This window comes from Antarcticirhabdus aurantiaca, assembly GCF_009765365.1.
Classification (GTDB): domain Bacteria; phylum Pseudomonadota; class Alphaproteobacteria; order Rhizobiales; family Rhizobiaceae; genus Antarcticirhabdus; species Antarcticirhabdus aurantiaca.
This window is the reverse complement of sequence record NZ_VTOM01000010.1, coordinates 172,494-188,347: the sequence shown is the minus strand read 5'-3', so window position 1 is coordinate 188,347 and position 15,854 is coordinate 172,494. Positions and strand designations below refer to the sequence as shown.

Annotated in this window: 17 protein-coding genes and 1 pseudogene; 10 read left to right on the top strand and 8 right to left on the bottom strand. The window is 70.1% G+C overall.

From position 1 onward, the window contains the following. Positions 1–132: 132 nt before the first annotated feature. Positions 133–893 (bottom strand): annotated as a pseudogene (locus FZN60_RS14140) (IS5 family transposase). Positions 894–1,108: 215 nt separating this feature from the next. Then, a complete protein-coding gene (locus tag FZN60_RS14135; RefSeq protein WP_158874128.1) occupies positions 1,109–1,606 on the bottom strand; it encodes a YcgN family cysteine cluster protein in 498 nt (165 codons plus the stop codon). Between the two features lie 282 nt (positions 1,607–1,888). Between FZN60_RS14135 and FZN60_RS14130 the strand changes: the two genes are divergently transcribed. The 3 genes from FZN60_RS14130 to FZN60_RS14120 are packed head-to-tail and all read left to right on the top strand — an operon-like array spanning position 1,889 to position 5,366. Continuing rightward, positions 1,889–4,066: a transglycosylase domain-containing protein gene (locus FZN60_RS14130; RefSeq protein ID WP_158874127.1), complete on the top strand. Its 2,178-nt coding sequence runs from the start codon at positions 1,889–1,891 to the stop codon at positions 4,064–4,066. Positions 4,067–4,099: 33 nt separating this feature from the next. Beyond that, entirely contained in the window at positions 4,100–4,684 is a 585-nt protein-coding gene (locus tag FZN60_RS14125) for a DUF1214 domain-containing protein (RefSeq protein WP_158874126.1), read from the top strand. Further along, on the top strand, positions 4,677–5,366 hold the full coding sequence (locus FZN60_RS14120; RefSeq protein ID WP_158874125.1) for a DUF1254 domain-containing protein: 690 nt from the start codon (positions 4,677–4,679) through the stop codon (positions 5,364–5,366). Before FZN60_RS14125 ends, FZN60_RS14120 begins: the two co-directional genes overlap by 8 nt. 9 nt (positions 5,367–5,375) lie before the next feature. On the opposite strand, the gene FZN60_RS14115 is transcribed toward FZN60_RS14120, so the two are convergent. After that, positions 5,376–5,564 (bottom strand): hypothetical protein, encoded by a 189-nt coding sequence (locus tag FZN60_RS14115; RefSeq protein WP_158874124.1) that lies wholly within the window; start codon positions 5,562–5,564, stop codon positions 5,376–5,378. A 147-nt stretch (positions 5,565–5,711) separates the two neighbouring features. On the opposite strand from FZN60_RS14115, the gene FZN60_RS14110 reads away from it, so the two are divergent. Both FZN60_RS14110 and FZN60_RS14105 read left to right on the top strand, forming a co-directional pair. After that, positions 5,712–6,815, top strand: coding sequence for a hypothetical protein (locus tag FZN60_RS14110; RefSeq protein WP_158874123.1), 1,104 nt, complete (start codon positions 5,712–5,714; stop codon positions 6,813–6,815). Positions 6,816–6,895: 80 nt separating this feature from the next. Further along, the gene (locus FZN60_RS14105) at positions 6,896–7,168 is read left to right on the top strand and encodes a hypothetical protein (RefSeq protein ID WP_158874122.1); all 273 of its coding nucleotides are present in this window, start codon (positions 6,896–6,898) and stop codon (positions 7,166–7,168) included. Here the strand turns inward: FZN60_RS14105 and FZN60_RS14100 are convergent. From FZN60_RS14100 to FZN60_RS14090, 3 genes are read right to left on the bottom strand one after another with little or no spacing between them, the layout of a single operon-like run. Beyond that, complete coding sequence (locus tag FZN60_RS14100) at positions 7,165–7,503, bottom strand: DUF1491 family protein (protein WP_158874121.1); 339 nt, start codon at positions 7,501–7,503, stop codon at positions 7,165–7,167. The genes FZN60_RS14105 and FZN60_RS14100 overlap by 4 nt on opposite strands. A gap of 13 nt (positions 7,504–7,516) precedes the next feature. Beyond that, positions 7,517–8,215: a peptidoglycan-binding domain-containing protein gene (locus FZN60_RS14095; protein ID WP_158874120.1), complete on the bottom strand. Its 699-nt coding sequence runs from the start codon at positions 8,213–8,215 to the stop codon at positions 7,517–7,519. 28 nt (positions 8,216–8,243) lie between these two features. After that, positions 8,244–9,815: a sensor histidine kinase gene (locus FZN60_RS14090; RefSeq protein WP_158874119.1), complete on the bottom strand. Its 1,572-nt coding sequence runs from the start codon at positions 9,813–9,815 to the stop codon at positions 8,244–8,246. Between the two features lie 353 nt (positions 9,816–10,168). Here FZN60_RS14090 and FZN60_RS14085 point away from each other — a divergent pair, with 353 nt between their 5' ends. Next, entirely contained in the window at positions 10,169–10,912 is a 744-nt protein-coding gene (locus tag FZN60_RS14085) for a DUF5330 domain-containing protein (protein WP_158874118.1), read from the top strand. Between the two features lie 60 nt (positions 10,913–10,972). Further along, positions 10,973–11,401 (top strand): SufE family protein, encoded by a 429-nt coding sequence (locus tag FZN60_RS14080; RefSeq protein ID WP_158874117.1) that lies wholly within the window; start codon positions 10,973–10,975, stop codon positions 11,399–11,401. Positions 11,402–11,407: 6 nt separating this feature from the next. Here FZN60_RS14080 and FZN60_RS14075 read toward each other — a convergent pair whose 3' ends face one another. Then, positions 11,408–12,310 carry a polyprenyl synthetase family protein gene (locus tag FZN60_RS14075; RefSeq protein WP_158874116.1) on the bottom strand — a complete coding sequence of 301 codons (903 nt, stop codon included), beginning with the start codon at positions 12,308–12,310 and terminating at the stop codon, positions 11,408–11,410. A gap of 177 nt (positions 12,311–12,487) precedes the next feature. On the opposite strand from FZN60_RS14075, the gene mtgA reads away from it, so the two are divergent. Together mtgA and rpmF are read left to right on the top strand one after the other, a co-directional pair. After that, on the top strand, positions 12,488–13,165 hold the full coding sequence (gene mtgA, locus FZN60_RS14070; RefSeq protein ID WP_158874115.1) for a monofunctional biosynthetic peptidoglycan transglycosylase: 678 nt from the start codon (positions 12,488–12,490) through the stop codon (positions 13,163–13,165). A 253-nt stretch (positions 13,166–13,418) separates the two neighbouring features. Continuing rightward, the gene (gene rpmF / locus FZN60_RS14065; protein WP_158874114.1) at positions 13,419–13,604 is read left to right on the top strand and encodes a 50S ribosomal protein L32; all 186 of its coding nucleotides are present in this window, start codon (positions 13,419–13,421) and stop codon (positions 13,602–13,604) included. Positions 13,605–13,706: 102 nt separating this feature from the next. Here the strand turns inward: rpmF and phaR are convergent, their stop codons facing one another. Next, on the bottom strand, positions 13,707–14,303 hold the full coding sequence (gene phaR / locus FZN60_RS14060; RefSeq protein ID WP_158874147.1) for a polyhydroxyalkanoate synthesis repressor PhaR: 597 nt from the start codon (positions 14,301–14,303) through the stop codon (positions 13,707–13,709). A 280-nt stretch (positions 14,304–14,583) separates the two neighbouring features. Between phaR and FZN60_RS14055 the strand changes: the two genes are divergently transcribed. Beyond that, on the top strand, positions 14,584–15,768 hold the full coding sequence (locus FZN60_RS14055; RefSeq protein WP_158874113.1) for an acetyl-CoA C-acetyltransferase: 1,185 nt from the start codon (positions 14,584–14,586) through the stop codon (positions 15,766–15,768). Positions 15,769–15,854 lie beyond the last annotated feature (86 nt).

Sequence of the window (15,854 nt, the reverse complement as noted above, 5' to 3'; positions counted from 1 at the left end):
GCCTGCCGCTTGGCACGGCGACGCATCCAGCCGGCCCGTGTCATCGCATGGTCACTCTGGCGACGGGCCCATCAAGCCGCCGCGCGAAAAGCCTACCTGAAATTAAAAATGCAACTGTAGTGCTAGGGCCCGTTAGGGCTTGATCCAGTCGAATGTCGCCGCGATCGCCAGCACCGCGGCGAAGGACGAGGCGGTCTTCTCGTAGCGCGTCGCGACGCAGCGCCACTCCTTGAGCCTCGCCCAGAGGCGCTCCACGACGTTGCGATTGTTGTAGATCCAGGCGTCGCAGCGCACCGGCGCCTCGCCGCGCTTCGCCGGCACGGCGGGGCGCGAGCCCTTCTCCCGCACCATGTCGCGGAAGGCGTGGCTGGCATAGCCACGATCCGCCACGACCCACTTCGGCGCGGCAGGCAGTAGCGCGAGAAGCCCCTTCGCCATCGGCAGCTCGTGCGCTTGACCCGGCGCGAGGCGGAAGCCGACGGCGCGTCCCGCGCCGTCGGCGATCACGCCGACCTTCGTGCCGTAGCCGCCGCGGGAGCGGCCGAGCGCGTGGGCCGAGTTCCCCCTTTTTCCGCGCCGGCCGCCTTGGCGTGGGCACGGATCGTCGTTCCGTCCAGATGCACCATGCCGAGCGACACGCCGCGCTCCAGCGCGAGTTCGTGCAGCGCTTCCCACGTCCCGGCCTTGCTCCAGCGGTTGAACAGCTGGAAGACGCGGTGCCACGGCCCGAAGCGCTCCGGCACGGAGCGCCACTTCGCCCCGTTGCGCAGGCGCCAGACGATCCCCTCGATCGTGCGGCGAAGATCCACCGGGTCGGTCTTGCCGACCGGGCGGACAGCCTCGATCAGCGGGGCGAGCTTCTTCCAGGTGCGGTCGTCGATCTCGTGCTTCATGCGAGAGAAACGACCAATCCTCCGCATGGTTCAGAAGCCCTAACGGGCCCTAGGACGATTTACCCAGCTTCACATGCCTGTCGAGGAGACGAAGGGAATGCCGATGAGGCCGCCCTGCGCGAAGGGCGGTTCAATTTATGTGATAAAAGATCAACTTATGGGGTAATCGACAACTATGGCTGAACCCTAGCCGAGGACCGTCACGCAGTCAAGGACTATTTTCCTATTTCGTTGTTTCCCTCGCGCGCCTGCTTCGGCAGCTCGCCCGGCCAGTCGACGATGTGGTCCTCCAGGTCCTCCGGCTCGAGCCCATCCTCGCTGATCGTGCGGCCGCGCACGGAAACGCCCGCCTGATGCACGGTGTCGCGGTCGCCCGAAACGAGATGGTGCCACCAGTAGAGGTCGCGCCCTTCCGCCACGAGGCGGTAGCCGCAATTGGGCGGCAGCCAGCTGATCGCCCGCACGGTCGCGGCATCGAGCGGCACGCAGTCCGGCACGATCTCGCGACGATTCGGGTAGCTCCGGCAGGAGGCCGACTGGCAGTCGAGCAGGCGGCACCCGACATTGGTCCAGGCGATCTCGCCGGTTTCCCAGTCTTCCAGCTTGTTGAGGCAGCAGCGGCCGCAGCCGTCGCACAGCGCCTCCCATTCCGCCGCGTCGAGCTCTTCCAGCGTCTTGCGGCGCCAGAACGGCTCCGTCTCGCGATCGTTCATGCCAATCCTGGCCCTTCCGCCGGTTCAGCAGCCTTGAGGCTTCGGCGCAACGCGCACGAAACCATCCTGCAATTCTTTGACGATAAACGCATTTTCGCTCATCTGCGTCGGTCGGATCAACTGCCCGCTGCGTGCCTTGGCCGCTCGAAGCCCCGAGCGCATTAGGCATGCTTTCTTGCATTTTCGGTTGGTCGCCGATCGACGCATGACATAATATAGGAAGCGGGGACCAGGCTTGGCTGCCGTTGGGTTGGAACTTCAGGTTCCATCCCGACCTTTTCCATGCCGGGACAGTGTGGCGGACGGCACGTGACGGAACAATTGCGCAAATCGAAGCGTCGCTCGCCCTCCCGGCTGATCGAGCTCGATGCCTGGATCGACACGACGCTCTGGCGCCTGTCGCAGGCGGCCGGTCGCGCGGGAGAAAGCCTCGCGATCCTGTCGCGTCGCTTCCGTCCACGCGGCTACAAGCGCTGGACGGTGGAGCTTCTCTGCGAGGGGCTGACGCTCGGCCTCGTCGGCTTCGTGCTCCTCCTCCTCCTCGCCCAGCCCGCCATGAAGATGACCGAGAACGGTCTGCCCATGCAGACCGACTATTCCGTCCTCTTCCTCGACCGGCACGGCAACGAGATCGGCCGGCGCGGCATCCTGCGCTCGGAGGCCATTCCGATCGACGAGATGCCGGACCCCTTCGTCAAGGCGGTGCTGGCCACCGAGGACCGGCGCTTCTTCGAGCACTGGGGCATCGACCTCTTCGGCCTCGCCCGCGCCATGGGCGAGAACGCTCGCGCCGGCGGCGTGGTCCAGGGCGGCTCGACCCTGACCCAGCAGCTTGCTAAGAATATCTTCCTGTCCAACGAGCGCTCCTTCGACCGCAAGATCAACGAGGCCTTCCTCGCGCTCTGGCTCGAATCGCACCTGTCGAAGCGCGACATCCTCGCGATGTATCTCGACCGCGCCTACATGGGTGGCGGCACCCACGGCGCCGTCGCCGCGGCCGAGTTCTACTTCAACAAGGACATCCGCGACGTGTCGCTCGCGGAAGCCGCGATGCTCGCCGGCCTCTTCAAGGCGCCGACCAACTACGCCCCCCACATCAACCTTCCCGCCGCCCGCGCCCGCGCCAACGAAGTCCTGACCAACATGGTCCAGGCGGGCTTCATGACGGAAGGCCAGGTCATCGCCGCCCGCCGGCACCCGGCCGTGGCCGTCGACCGGTCGGAATACGCCTCGCCCGACTACTTCCTCGACTTCGCCTTCGAGGAGGTGCAGCGCATCGCGGCGTCGCTCCCGACCCGCACCTTCACCGCCCGCACCACCATTGACGTCGGCCTCCAGCAGCTCGCCGAGGATTCGGTCCAGTATCACCTGCGGCAGTTCGGCAAGACCTACGACGTCGAGGAAGGCGCGATGGTCGTCCTCGACAACGAGGGCGGCGTGCGCGCGCTCGTCGGCGGCAAGGACTACGGCGTCTCGCAGTTCAACCGCGCCACCAAGGCGCTGCGCCAGCCGGGCTCCTCCTTCAAGGCCTACGTCTACGCCGCCGCCGCCCAGGCAGGCATGAAGCCCGGCGACACGGTCTCCGACAGCCCGATCACCATCGGCGGCTGGTCGCCCCAGAACTACGCCCGCTCCTTCAACGGCCGCGTCACCCTCGCCAACGCCTTCGCCCGCTCGCTCAACATTCCGGCGGTGCGCCTCAGCCAGCAGGTCGGCATGAAGGCCGTGACCGAGCTGACCAAGGCCATGGGCGTCGAGTCGCCGCTGCGCGGCGACAAGACCATGGCGCTCGGCACCTCCGAGGTGACCGTCATGGACCAGGCGACGGGCTACGCCGTTTTCCCGGCGGGCGGCATGGATGCCCATCGCCACGCCGTCCTCCAGCTCACCGACTCGGAAGGCAACGTTCTTTGGGACGCGAGCCGCGACCTCGGCCCCCGCCGCCGCATCCTGTCGGAAGAGGCCGCCAAGTCCATGAACGAGATGCTCGTCGGCGTCGTGGAGAACGGCACCGCCCGCAAGGCCGCGGTCTCCATGACCCGTGCCGGCGGCAAGACCGGCACGACCCAGAGCTATCGCGACGGCTGGTTCGTCGGCTTCACCGGCAACTTCACCGCCGCGGTGTGGTTCGGCAACGACAGTTTCCGTCCCACCAACAAGCTCACCGGCGGCTCGCTGCCGGCCATGACCTGGCACCGCTTCATGGAAGCCGCGCACCAGGGCATCGAGCTCCTGCCGATCCCCTTCATCGCCGACCCCCTCCCCGCGCGCTCCGACAAGGTCGCGCAGACCGGCGAGGACGGCGCGGCGCCCCCGGCGCGTCCCGCCACCCTCAACTCCAACGCCCAGAAGGTGCTGCGCGACATTGCCGACCTCCTCGCCTCGACGCCCCCCGTCGCGCCCGAGCAGGAGGTCGCCTCGGCGCCCGCGCCGGATGACATTCCCCGCACGACGCAGTAAGCCGCTCGGGCCTTTCGAACTCCGCCCGAGCGCATGCGATTCATCCTGTTCCTACTTCTGTCCTTGAGCATCGCGCTCGGCCTCGGCGCCGCCTCGGCGCGCTGGGCGCTGGAGCAGTCGGCGGAGATCGGGACGGTCCGCGTCGGCGCCTGGCACGCCGATCCCTTGATCGGCTCCGTCGAGGCCGATCCATACGCCAAGGCGCGCCTCGCCCGCACGGGCAACCTGACTCTCGGAATCGGCGAAGGCATCGTTTTCCGCGCCGAGACCGATTCCGACGGCCGGCGCCTGCGGCGCACCTGCCGCTACCGCCTCGAGGGCGCCCTGCCCGTCGCGCAGGTCTGGTCGCTCGTTCCCTATGCCGCCGACGGCCGCCTGCTCCAGCCGGGCGAAGGCCGCCCCGGCTGGCTCCTGTCCGACAGTCTGCTGCGCGACGAGTCGAACGGCTTCACCATCCAGCTCGGCCCCCGCGCCGCCCCCGGCAACTGGTTGGCGCTCGGCGGCACCGGCGACTTCCTTCTCGCTCTCACGCTCTACGATACGCCGGCCAGCGCCTCCTCCGGGCTCAGCGACCTGACCCTGCCGCGCATCGTTCGGACCGACTGCCTCGATGCCTAGAGTTCCGTCGTCCGCCCTCTCGTCGTCCGATCGCCCGGCAGCCGCGACGCGGCCGCGCTTCGGCTCGTCGGTGCTGCGCTTCCTTCTCGGCCTCGGTCTCGCCGTGGTCATCGGCCTCGTGGGCGCGGCGATCGTTCACATCGCCGTGGTGCTCCTCGTGCCGAGCATGGCCGACAACAACGCCTGGGGCCGCTTGTCGCGCGTCGGCCCGATGTTCGAGATCGTCCGCATCGAGCCGCTGCGCGATGGCGGGAGCGGCCCGGCCGCCCAGACGACGGGCTCGGAGCGCCAGGACTTCGCCTTCATCGATCCTGCCTTCGTGACGGTCAGTTGCCGCTTCTCGCTCGCCGACGGTCCGGTGCGCCTCTACGCGGACGCCGAAACGGACTTCTGGTCGGCCTCGATCTACAGCCGCGAGGGCGACAACCTTTATTCGATCAACAACCGGGCCGCCGTCGAGGGGCTCTTCGACCTCCTCGTCGGCACGCCGGAGCAGATCCTCGAAGCGCGCGCCGACGTCGACGCCTCCGACGACACGGCGATCCCCGTCGGGCTTCCCGTCGAGGAAGGCTACCTGACGCTCCGCGCCCTCGTTCGCGAGGAAAGCGCCCGGCCACTCGTCGAGGCCTTTACCCGCGCCGTCGTCTGCGAGCCTGCGGCGCCCGCCGCTCAGCCGGACTGAGGCTGCCGCTCAGGCGCAGCGCTCGCCTTCCCGCTCGCAGGGTCCCGACCGTCCCGCCCGCATGTCGTCCCGCAGCGCCTCGCGGCGGATGCAGGGCAGGATGACGATCTGCGCGCTGCGGCCGTCCGGCAGGCGTCGCCGCGCGACGTCCGGCTGGCGCGACCCCTTTCGCGCGGCAAGGCTGACAACCACCGACATGACCCTTCGTCCCCTCGTTCGCCGGGCGCGCCCGGCTTCGACACTTCCTTCGGCGCACACCAAAGCGCGGCGCGGTTAACAGGTCCTAAATCTTTCTTGCGTAAACCTTCCCATCGGAAAAACGACTCGGTAACCAGTACGGACGCCATGCAGGACGCCTCTCCGCGCATCTTCCGATCTCTCGAGCACGAGACCGGCCGGGACGGCTTCGACATGATCGTGCGGGCGGCGCTCGCCAATTACAGCGCGCTGCGCAAGCCGACCGAGGCGCAGGCCCAGCACTTCGGCCGCCTCGTCGAGCCGGTCTGGAGCCGCTTGTCCGACGAAACCCGCCGCATGCTGGCCGCCAGCCTCGCCTCCAGCCCGCTCGTCCCGCGCGGCATCGTCGAGCGCCTGATCGCCTCGCCCATCGAGATTTCCGCCCCGTTCCTCGCCACCAGCGACGCGCTGACCGCCGACGACCTCGCCGCGCTGGAGATCGCGGGCGACGCCCGCATGGTCCGCCTCCTGCGCCTGCGCGCTTCGGCGAGAGCCGCCCTCGCCCGCTCGTCCGAGGAGCGCCGCTCCGCCGAGGCCGACATCGCGGCCGCGGCTCCGCCCTCCGCATCCGCGAGCGCCGCGCCCGAACCGACCCTGTCCGAACCCGCGGCGCCTCCTGCCGAAGCATCCGCCGCCCCGGCATCGCCCAGTGAGCCGCCCGCGGAATCACCGGCCGTGACGCAGGCGCGCGAAACGCTGCGCCGCCTCGCCCGTCCCCGCCCGCCCGCCCGCCCCGCATCGTCGGGAGACGCGACGAAGGGCGACCGCATCGAAGATCTCAAGGCGCTCGCTGCCGCCGGCCAGGCGGAAGCCGTGTTCGCGAGCCTCGACGCCTGGCTCGACCTGTCACCCGCCGCCTCCGCCGTGATGCGCGAAGAAGTGTCGGGGCATGCCCTCGCCATGGTCCTGAAGGCGGCCGGCTTTGGCCGCGGCGACGCGATGACGGTCCTGATGATGGTGAAGCCCGCTGTCGGCCTCGACCTCGTCGCATTCGAGACGATGTCGACCCTTTACGCCTCGCTGAACGAGGACGAGTGCCGGCGCCGCTTCGCGCCCGCCGCGCCGGCACGGCCGCGCCGCATCGCGCAGGTCCCGCCGCTCAGCCCCCGCGCCGAGGAACTCCGCCCGCTCGACCGCGTCCCCGCCCAGCGGCCGCGCTTCGGCCGCCGCCGCGAGGCGCCCACCGACAAGTCGGACCGCAACGCCGGCTGACCGGCCGCCATCAGGCCGCCAATCTCGGACTGTAGCTTCGCGCGCTCCGCCCTTTGGAGGGTACGAGACGGGAGCGACCCATGGACGACGACCTCGACGCCCTGACCCGAGACGCCCTCGTCGCGGAGGTCCGACGCCTGCGCGCCGGCATCCGGCGCCATCGCGACAGCTCCGGCCATGATCTCTGCTGGTACCACCCGCAGCTCTGGAGCCTCCTGCCGGAGCCGATCGCGCCGAGCGTCGCCGTTCCGCCCTGGCCGAAGTTCATGCGCGGCTGCGTCGCCTTCCGCACCAGCCTCGACGAGGAATTGCAGGGCGCGCCAGCGGCGGACGTCGAGTTTGACGAGACCTAGTCCTCGGCCGCCACGTCGATGAAGCTTTCCGCGTCGCGGATCTCGATCTCCACGAGCCAGTAGTCGGGGTCGAAGCGCGCTTCGCGCTCCAGACGCGCGGCGATCGCCGCGTCGTCGGCTGCCGCTTCGCGCATGAAGCGGCGCCCTCCCCCCTCGTCCGCGAGCGTCTGCACCGCCGGGGCGTAGAGCGCGGGCGGCTCGCCCGGCGGCCGGGCGATCACGAAGACCGCGCCCGCCATCTCCGCCCCTTTGCGCCCGATCGCGGCGAAGCCACCGGCGGAGAACACCCGCCGGACGAGCTGGGATACGAAGAGTTCGCTGGTGATCCGCGCCATGGCGGATCATTCATCAGTTCGTCGCGCCGATGTCCACCAGCCGCTGCAGCACGCTGCGGTCCGGCTTGCCGGTCACGTCCATGCCTTCGAGGGCCTGGAAGGCTTCGATCGCGCGGCGCGTCGCCGGGCCGGCGATGCCGTCGGCGGTGAGTTCCGCCACCTGCGCATTGGCGAGCCCCGCCTGGATGCGCCGCACGAGCTCCTTTTCCGGCAGGTCCGCCGGAACGCTCGCCCGGGTCTGGGTCGGCGCCGCCGCGCGCGCGGGCTCGGGCATCGGCACAGCGCCCATCCGGTCTTCGAGGCTCGCGGCCCGCGCCTCCACCGATCCGGTCACGGCGACGGCCGCAGCGTTGTCGATGGCGACCACGAGCGCCGGCGTCGCCCGGCCCGTCGGCTCGAGGCCCCACTCCTTCTGGAAGGCCTTGATCGCGTCGACCGTCGCCGGCCCCGTCCGTCCGTCCACGGCGGCGCGGTAGTGGCCGGTCTTGATCAGCCCCTCCTGCACCGTGCGGATCATCGGGTCGGCCTGCACCGCCGCCGCGTCGCCGGAGATCGTCGTGCGCGTCGAGAACATCGGCTGCGGGTGGCGCCCCGGCTGGGCCGTGATCGCGTTCGTCGCCACCATGGCCGTGAACAGGCCGAAGGCGGCGATGCCGAGGGTCACGACCGGATCGCGCGCGAGAAGCGCGCCCACCGAGCCGGTCAGGCGCAACGTTCCGGCGCCCAGACGCTCGCCCAGGCTAGGCGGAGCGACGGTGCGGACGTTCGAGCGGCGCGTCGGAGTTGGCTTTCGGGCGGGCATGGCTGAGGGCAACGATGTTTTCCGTCTCTGGGGGCGCCTCGTCGGAACGGTGCGCGCAGTCGAGGGGGATCGACACCATCGCTTCGGTGCCGAAGTTCGGCTCGCTGCGCAGCGTCAGCGTGCCGCCGTGGAGTTCGGCGAGCCCGCGCACCAGCGACAGGCCGAGGCCGGTGCCGCCGTAGCGGCGCGCGAGCCCCGCCGAGACCTGGGTGAAGGGTCGGCCGAGCCGGGCGAGGTCGGGAGCCGCGATGCCGATGCCGGTGTCGCAGACCATCAGCTCCAGCATGCCGTTGTTGACGCTCGCCGAGGCCGAGACGACGCCCTCTTCCGTAAACTTCACCGCGTTCGACAGGAGGTTCAGAAGCATCTGGTGGCAGGCGCGCCGGTCGGCCTCGACCGCGATGCCGCCCGTCATCCGCACGTCGAGCCTCAGGCCCTTGCGCTCGGCCTCGCCGCGCACCGTGTCGCCCGCCGCCTTGAGGACGTCGTCCACCGCGAAGGGCTCGTGGACCAGCTCGTAGCGTCCCGCCTCGATCTTCGACACGTCGAGAAGCGTGTTGACGATCGAGAGCAGGTGCTCGCCCGATTCCCGGATCAGCCCGACATATTCCTTCTGCCGGGGCGTTTCGAAGCCGCCGAAGAACTCCTGGTGCAGGATGTCCGAGAAGCCGATGATGGCGTTGAGCGGGGTTCGCAGCTCGTGGCTGACCGCCGCGAGGAACTGCGTTTTGGCCGCCGAAGTCTCGTTGGCCCGCGCCAGCGCGTTCGCCATCGTGCCGTCCGCCGGCGCCGCCGTTTCCGGCTCGAACCGTTCGGGCGGCAGGATCTCGACGGTGGGCAGCGCCTCGATTTCGGCGAGCGCAGCGGGCGCCGCGTCCACCCTCGCTTCGCTCTCCGGCCGCCGGTTGACGGCGCGCCAGACGAGCAGCGCGGCGTAGAGCCCGGCGCCGGCCGCGATCATCGTCTCGCCGCCGGCCATCGGCGCCCGCGCGCCGGTGCCGTGCGACAGCCCGGCGATGGCGAGAGCCGCGGCGAAGCCCACGAGGGCAGCGAGCGCCCCGCGCTTGTGGCCGCGCATCGCCGCCTCGCCCGGCACCACCGCCAGGAGCCAGAGCGCCGGCGAGCCGAGCCCGCCGAACCAGGCGGCGGCCGACAGGGCGGCGACATAGGCGCAGGCGGCGGCGGTGAGCCCCAGCGCCTTCAGCCGGCCGGTCGCCGACACGAAGGCCGCAGTGCCGACAAGCGCCGCGCCGCCGAGCGGCGGCAGCGCCACGGCCAGGTTGGGTGCGTCGAGGACGAGGGCGACGGGGGCCGCGAGCGAGAGGCCGGCGCCGGCCGCGACGAGCCCGGTGATCGCGAGCGCGTGGCGGCGCCGCTCCTCGGTGTCGACGACGGACGGCGAGACGAGGCCCTGGACGCCGCTGCCGAGCCGGGCGAGAAGCCCCGCGGCGAGCGGCGCGCGCCCCTCGCGCTTGGGCTGAAACCATCCGACCATACGCAAAACCGACATTGATCCTCAGGCGAAGCGGCGGTGGCCTTCCACGCGTCGAGCGCGTTGCGGCCGGTCCGTCTTTCGTTGCCCGGATCATGTCCAAGCGGGCTTAAGGAAGGCATAAGCGCGGGTGTCGAAGACCCTCCCACCGGGCCGCAAAGCCTTGGCGCACAAGGCTTGGCGCACGAGCGCGGCTTTGCCCGTCATGGTTAACGCTTCGCCTCGCATTCGAGCGAATCGTGGCCCCATGCCCAGTGCCCGCGCGATCCGCGGCATTTGAATTAACTCTGAGCGCGGGTTTGAACCACGCCGTGGCGGCGATCGTGTAATGTTCTCCCATCGACCGGCCAGCGCCTCGGAACCCTCGCTTCATGATCCGCTTCCTCGTCAAGTCCGCGGCCCTTCTAGGCCTCGCGGCGGTGATCCTGCCCAATGCCAGCGGCGAAGGAGGCCCTGACCTGTCGGTCGGCGGCCTTCTGTCCGGTATCCAGGAAGCGGCGTCGGATCTGTCGGGCTTCTGCGACCGCGCGCCGACCGCCTGCCTTGCCGGCCGCGAGGCCGCGAGCTTCGCCGCCGCCCAGATCGGCGAGGGCGCGCGCCTGGCCTACGCCTATGCCCGCGGCGAGGACGCCTCGCTCGCCGACGGCCCGCCCGTGCTCGTCGAGGTGACGCCGCGCTCCACAGACCCGACGCTCACGGGGTCGCTTCCCGGCGCGGCCACCGCTCTGCGCGAGGAGCCCCGCACGAGCCGGCTCGATGTCGAGCGGGCGATCCGCGAGACCGAGCCCGCTCACGCCCCGTCGCCGCGCCGCGCCTCGCCCGCACCGGCCGTACCCCAGGCCTATCTGCCGCCGCGCGCCGCGACGCAGCCCCGCGCCGCGGCCCAGCCGCCGTCGCAGCATGGGCAGCCCCGCCCCTACGCCATGCCCTCGAAGGGCCCGGCCGTTCCCGACCGTCCGCTCCTCGAGCGCGGGGGCGAGGGGGTCGTCGCCTTCGCGCCCTCGCCCGCTCCCGCGCCGAAGAACAACCGCGCCTTCGCCCAGATCCCGCGCAGCGAGGTTCCGAGCGTCCCCGCGCCGAACATGCCGGTGCCCCGCCCCGCGCCGCGGGCCTGACATCGCGGGCGCCCGCGCCTATATGAGTGCTCTGCCCCTGTCCCATCCAAGCCGAGCGCGATGACTCCCACGATCGACGACATTCGAGGCGATTTCGAGCTTCTGGACGATTGGGAGGATCGCTACCGCTACCTCATCGAGCTCGGCCGCACGCTGGAGCCGATGCCGGACGGCTCGATGAACGACGAGACTAAGGTGCGCGGCTGCGTCAGCCAGGTCTGGCTCCTGTCCCATTCGGACGACGCCCATCCACCGCACCTGAGCTTTCAGGGCGAATCGGACGCGCACATCGTGCGGGGGCTCGTCGCCGTCGCGCTCGCGATCTTCTCCGGCAAGACCGCGCCCGAGATCCTCGACACCGACGCCGAAGCCGTCTTCGCCGAGTTCGGGCTGCAGGATCACCTGACGCCGCAGCGCTCCAACGGTTTGCGCTCGATGGTCAACCGCATCAAGAACGACGCCCGCGCCGCCCTCGACCAGGCGGCCTGACGCGTTTCAGCTGCGCCGGTTCGCGACGAAGCGCGCCGCTTCGCGCAGCGTGTCGGCTTTCGCGCCGTAGGGCGCCAGCAGCGCCTCCGCCTCGTCGACCAGTTCGGCGAGGCGCCTTCGCGTCCAATCGATGCCGTGCAGCGCCGGCAGCGTCTTCTTCCCCCGCCTCCTGTCCTTGCCCGCCGCCTTGCCGAGCGCCGCGGCTTCCGCCGTTTCGTCGAGGAGATCGTCGGCCAGCTGGAAGGCGAGGCCGATGACCTCGCCGAACTCGCGCAGGCGTCGCCGGTCCTCGGCCGGCGCCTCGGCGAGGATCGCGCCCGCCTCGGCCGCGAAGGCGATCAGCGCGCCGGTCTTCATCGCCTGCATGGACACGATCTCGGCTTCCGGCAGCTCGGCGACACCTTCCGCCGACAGGTCGAGCGCCTGCCCGCCGACCATGCCGGCCGTTCCCGCGTCGCTTGCCAGGCGCGAAACGAGGGCGAGGCGCGCCGACGCCGACAGGCCGTCCGATTCCGCCAGGATGCCGAATGCGAGCGTCAGCAGCCCATCGCCGGCGAGGATTGCCGTCGCCTCGTCATAGGCGACGTGGACCGTCGGGCGCCCCCGCCGCTCCATGTCGTCGTCCATCGCCGGCAGGTCGTCGTGGACGAGCGAGTAGCAGTGGATGCATTCGAGCGCGAGCGCGGCCCGCATCGCCGTCGCTTCCCCCGCACCGAACAGCGCTGCGCTCTCGATCACCAGGAAGGGCCGCAGCCGCTTGCCCCCGCCGAGCGCGCCGTGGCGCATGGCGGCGATCAGCCGGGCGGGCGCACGACCGCCGGCGGAGCCGTCGATCGCGTCTGCGAGCGCCGCTTCGACCCGAGCCGCCAGTGCCGCGAGCCTTTGCGTGAAATCAGTCTGCGCCGCCATGCCCGTCCCTTCCGCGCTCGTTCGGCCGGGCTTCGCCGACCGGGGGCGGGCCGTCAAGCATGATCGGGGATTGCCGTTGCCGCAGCGTCGGGCGGTGGATAAGGAAAGAGCGATGCGACCCCTTGCGATCCACTTATCCCGGCAGGCGCGCCGGCCGGGCTCCCGGCGGCGCGGCTGATGCCCATCGTCAAGCGGATCCTCGCCGCCCTCGTTCTTCTCGCCCTCCTGCCGCTCGTGCTCGTGCCGGTCTACGCGATTCCCTTCGTGCATCCGGTCTCGACGCTGATGCTGGCCGACTGGATGACCTTCTCGAAGGTCGAGCGCGATTGGGTGCCGCTCGAATCGGTCTCGCCGGTGCTGATCGAGTCGGTGGTCATGTCCGAGGACGGGCAGTTCTGCCGCCACCACGGCATCGACTGGGGCGAGATGCGCGCCGTGGTCGAGGAAGCCATGGCGGGCGAGGAAACGCGCGGCGCCTCCACCATCACCATGCAGACGGCCAAGAACCTGTTCCTGTGGAACGGCCGCTCCTTCGTGCGCAAGGCCATGGAAGCGCCCCTGGCGCTCTATGTCGACCTGATCCTGCCCAAGCACCGGATCATGGAGATCTATCTCAACATCGCGGAATGGGCGCCCGGCGTCTACGGCATCGAGGCGGCGAGCTGGCACTACTTCGGCAAGCCGGCGGAGATGCTGACGCGGCGCGAGGCGGCGCTTCTGGCCCGCACCCTGCCCGCCCCCGCGACCCGCAATCCGGGCAAGCCGTCCGCCAGCCTGTCGCGCCTCGCCGACCGGCTGCAGCGGCTGGTGCGCAGCGCGGGCGATCACACCTTCTGCCTGCGCCCGGCCGACTGAGGATCGGCGCGAGGATCCGGCGGGGGTTCCCATTGCTCGCGGATTTTGCTATGCGCCCCCACGAATTCCCTTCACGGCGGAGTTTCGATGCGGCGCGGTCCTTTCCGCCCGCCGGCCCTCCACCGTGACGAAAGGCCGATGACCGCCGCCCGTCGCGGCGCCGGCCGGGCGCCGGGATGAATGCGATCAGACGCCGCGACGGGGCGCCGGCAGACGGCCACCGCCGAAGGCCGAAACGAACGGAAGAAGCGAAATGGCCGTACCCAAACGAAAGACCTCGCCGTCCAAGCGCGGCATGCGCCGCTCGGCGGACGCCCTCGCCGCCCCGACCTATGTCGAGGACAAGGACTCGGGCGAGCTGCGTCGCCCGCACCACGTCGACCTCAAGACCGGCATGTATCGCGGCCGCCAGATCCTGAAGGTCAAGGACAAGGCCTGAGCCGGTCCTGGCGCGCTCCGGCGCGCCATCCCCGCGAATCGAAAGGGCCGGCTCTTCCCGCGGGAAGCGCCGGCCCTTTCGCGTTGATGCGGCGGTGACGGCCTAGTCCGCCTTCTTGGCGTCGAGCTTCTCGATGCGCTCGCGCATGGCGGCCAGTTCCTCGCGCATCGCCGCCAGCTCGTCCTTCTGCGGCTCCGCGCCGGCGGCCACCGGCGCCTGCGCCTTCGCGCCCTCGCCCAGAGCGCCCGCCATGAACGGATTGAAGATCGCCATCGCCTGACGGAACATCTCCGTGTTGCGACGCACCTGCGCTTCCATGAGCTTCATCGGGGCGGCCGCCATCGTTCCCTCGACCTTGTCGCGGAAGTTCTCCTGCTCGCGCGAGAAGGCGCTCATCGACTGCTCGAGGTAGGTCGGAATGACCATCTGCATCTGGTCGCCGTAGAACCGGATGAGCTGGCGCAGGAAGGTGATGGGCATCAAGGTCTGACCGCCCTTGTTCTCCTGCTCGAAGATGATCTGCGTCAGCACCGAGTGGGTGATGTCCTCGCCGGTCTTGGCGTCCTGAACGACGAAGTCCTCGTTGTTCTTGACCATCGTGGCCAGATTTTCGAGCGTCACGTATGTGCTTGTGCCGGTGTTGTAGAGCCGGCGATTGGCGTATTTCTTGATCACGGTCGTGTCGGTTTGCCTGGCCATCGCCTCACCCTTCTCCCGGTGCGAAGGGGGCCGCCGGACACGGTCTTCGCAGATGCTTCGTTGCGCTGCCCAAATGATAGTCACAGAACCGCCGCCAATCCAAACGGAATGGCTCAATTCACTGCTGCGCCTGCGAGTTATCATCACCTATCGCTGGCTGTGGCGCCCGGGGATCTGCTTGTGTTTGACAAGCCCTCTTCGGGCGGCGACAAGCGGTGTCGGACAATCTCGACGCGACGGCGCCGCGGGAGGCCTGCGTCGGAGTTAAGGGAGAAACGGCATGGCATCCCAGGAATCCGTCGTCATCGTCGGCGCGGCGCGAACCCCCGTCGGGTCGTTCAACGGCGCCTTCGCCAGCGTACCGGCCCACCAGCTCGGCGCCACCGCGATCCGCGAGGCCCTGTCTCGCGCCAAGGTAGAAGCGGGCGAGGTCGACGAGGTCATTCTCGGTCAGGTCCTAACCGCCGGCGAGGGTCAGAATCCCGCCCGGCAGGCGTCCATGGCGGCCGGCTGTCCCAAGGAAACCACGGCCTGGGTTCTCAACCAGCTCTGCGGCTCGGGCCTGCGCGCGGTCGCCCTCGGCATGCAGCAGATCGCGACGGGCGACGCCAAGATCATCGTTGCCGGCGGCCAGGAGTCGATGTCCATGGCGCCCCACGCCGCCCATCTGCGCGCCGGCACCAAGATGGGCGACCTCAAGATGGTCGACACCATGCTGAAGGACGGCCTCATCGACGCCTTCAACGGCTACCACATGGGCACGACCGCCGAGAACGTGTCGCGCCAGTGGCAGATCACCCGCGAGATGCAGGACGACTTCGCGGTGAAGTCTCAGAACAAGGCCGAGGCCGCGCAGAAGGCCGGCCGCTTCAAGGACGAGATCGTCCCCGTCACGATCAAGGGCCGCAAGGGCGACACGGTCGTCGACCAGGACGAGTACATCAAGCAGGGCGTCACGCTCGATTCGGTCGCCAAGCTGCGCCCCGCCTTCGACAAGGAAGGCTCGGTGACCGCCGCCAACGCCTCGGGCATCAACGACGGCGCGGCCGTCACCGTCCTGATGGGGGAGAGCGAGGCCAACCGCCGCGGCCTGCAGCCGCTGGTGCGCATCGTGTCCTGGGCGACCGCCGGCGTCGACCCCGCCATCATGGGCACAGGCCCGATCCCCGCCTCGCGCAGGGCGCTGGAAAAGGCCGGCTGGTCGGTCGACGATCTCGACCTCGTCGAGGCCAACGAGGCCTTCGCCGCCCAGGCCTGCGCGGTCAACAAGGACCTCGGCTGGAACCCGGACATCGTCAACGTCAACGGCGGCGCGATCGCCATCGGCCACCCCATCGGCGCGTCCGGCAACCGCGTCCTCAACACCCTCATCTTCGAGATGATCCGGCGCGACGCCAAGAAGGGCCTCGCCACCCTCTGCATCGGCGGCGGCATGGGTGTCGCCATGTGCTTCGAGCGCATCTGACCTCGGCGAGGCCGGCGCCTCGCCGGCCCGTGAGACGTGCATGAACCGCGGGCGCCGCACGGCGGCCCCGCGGGCCTTCAGTCGCA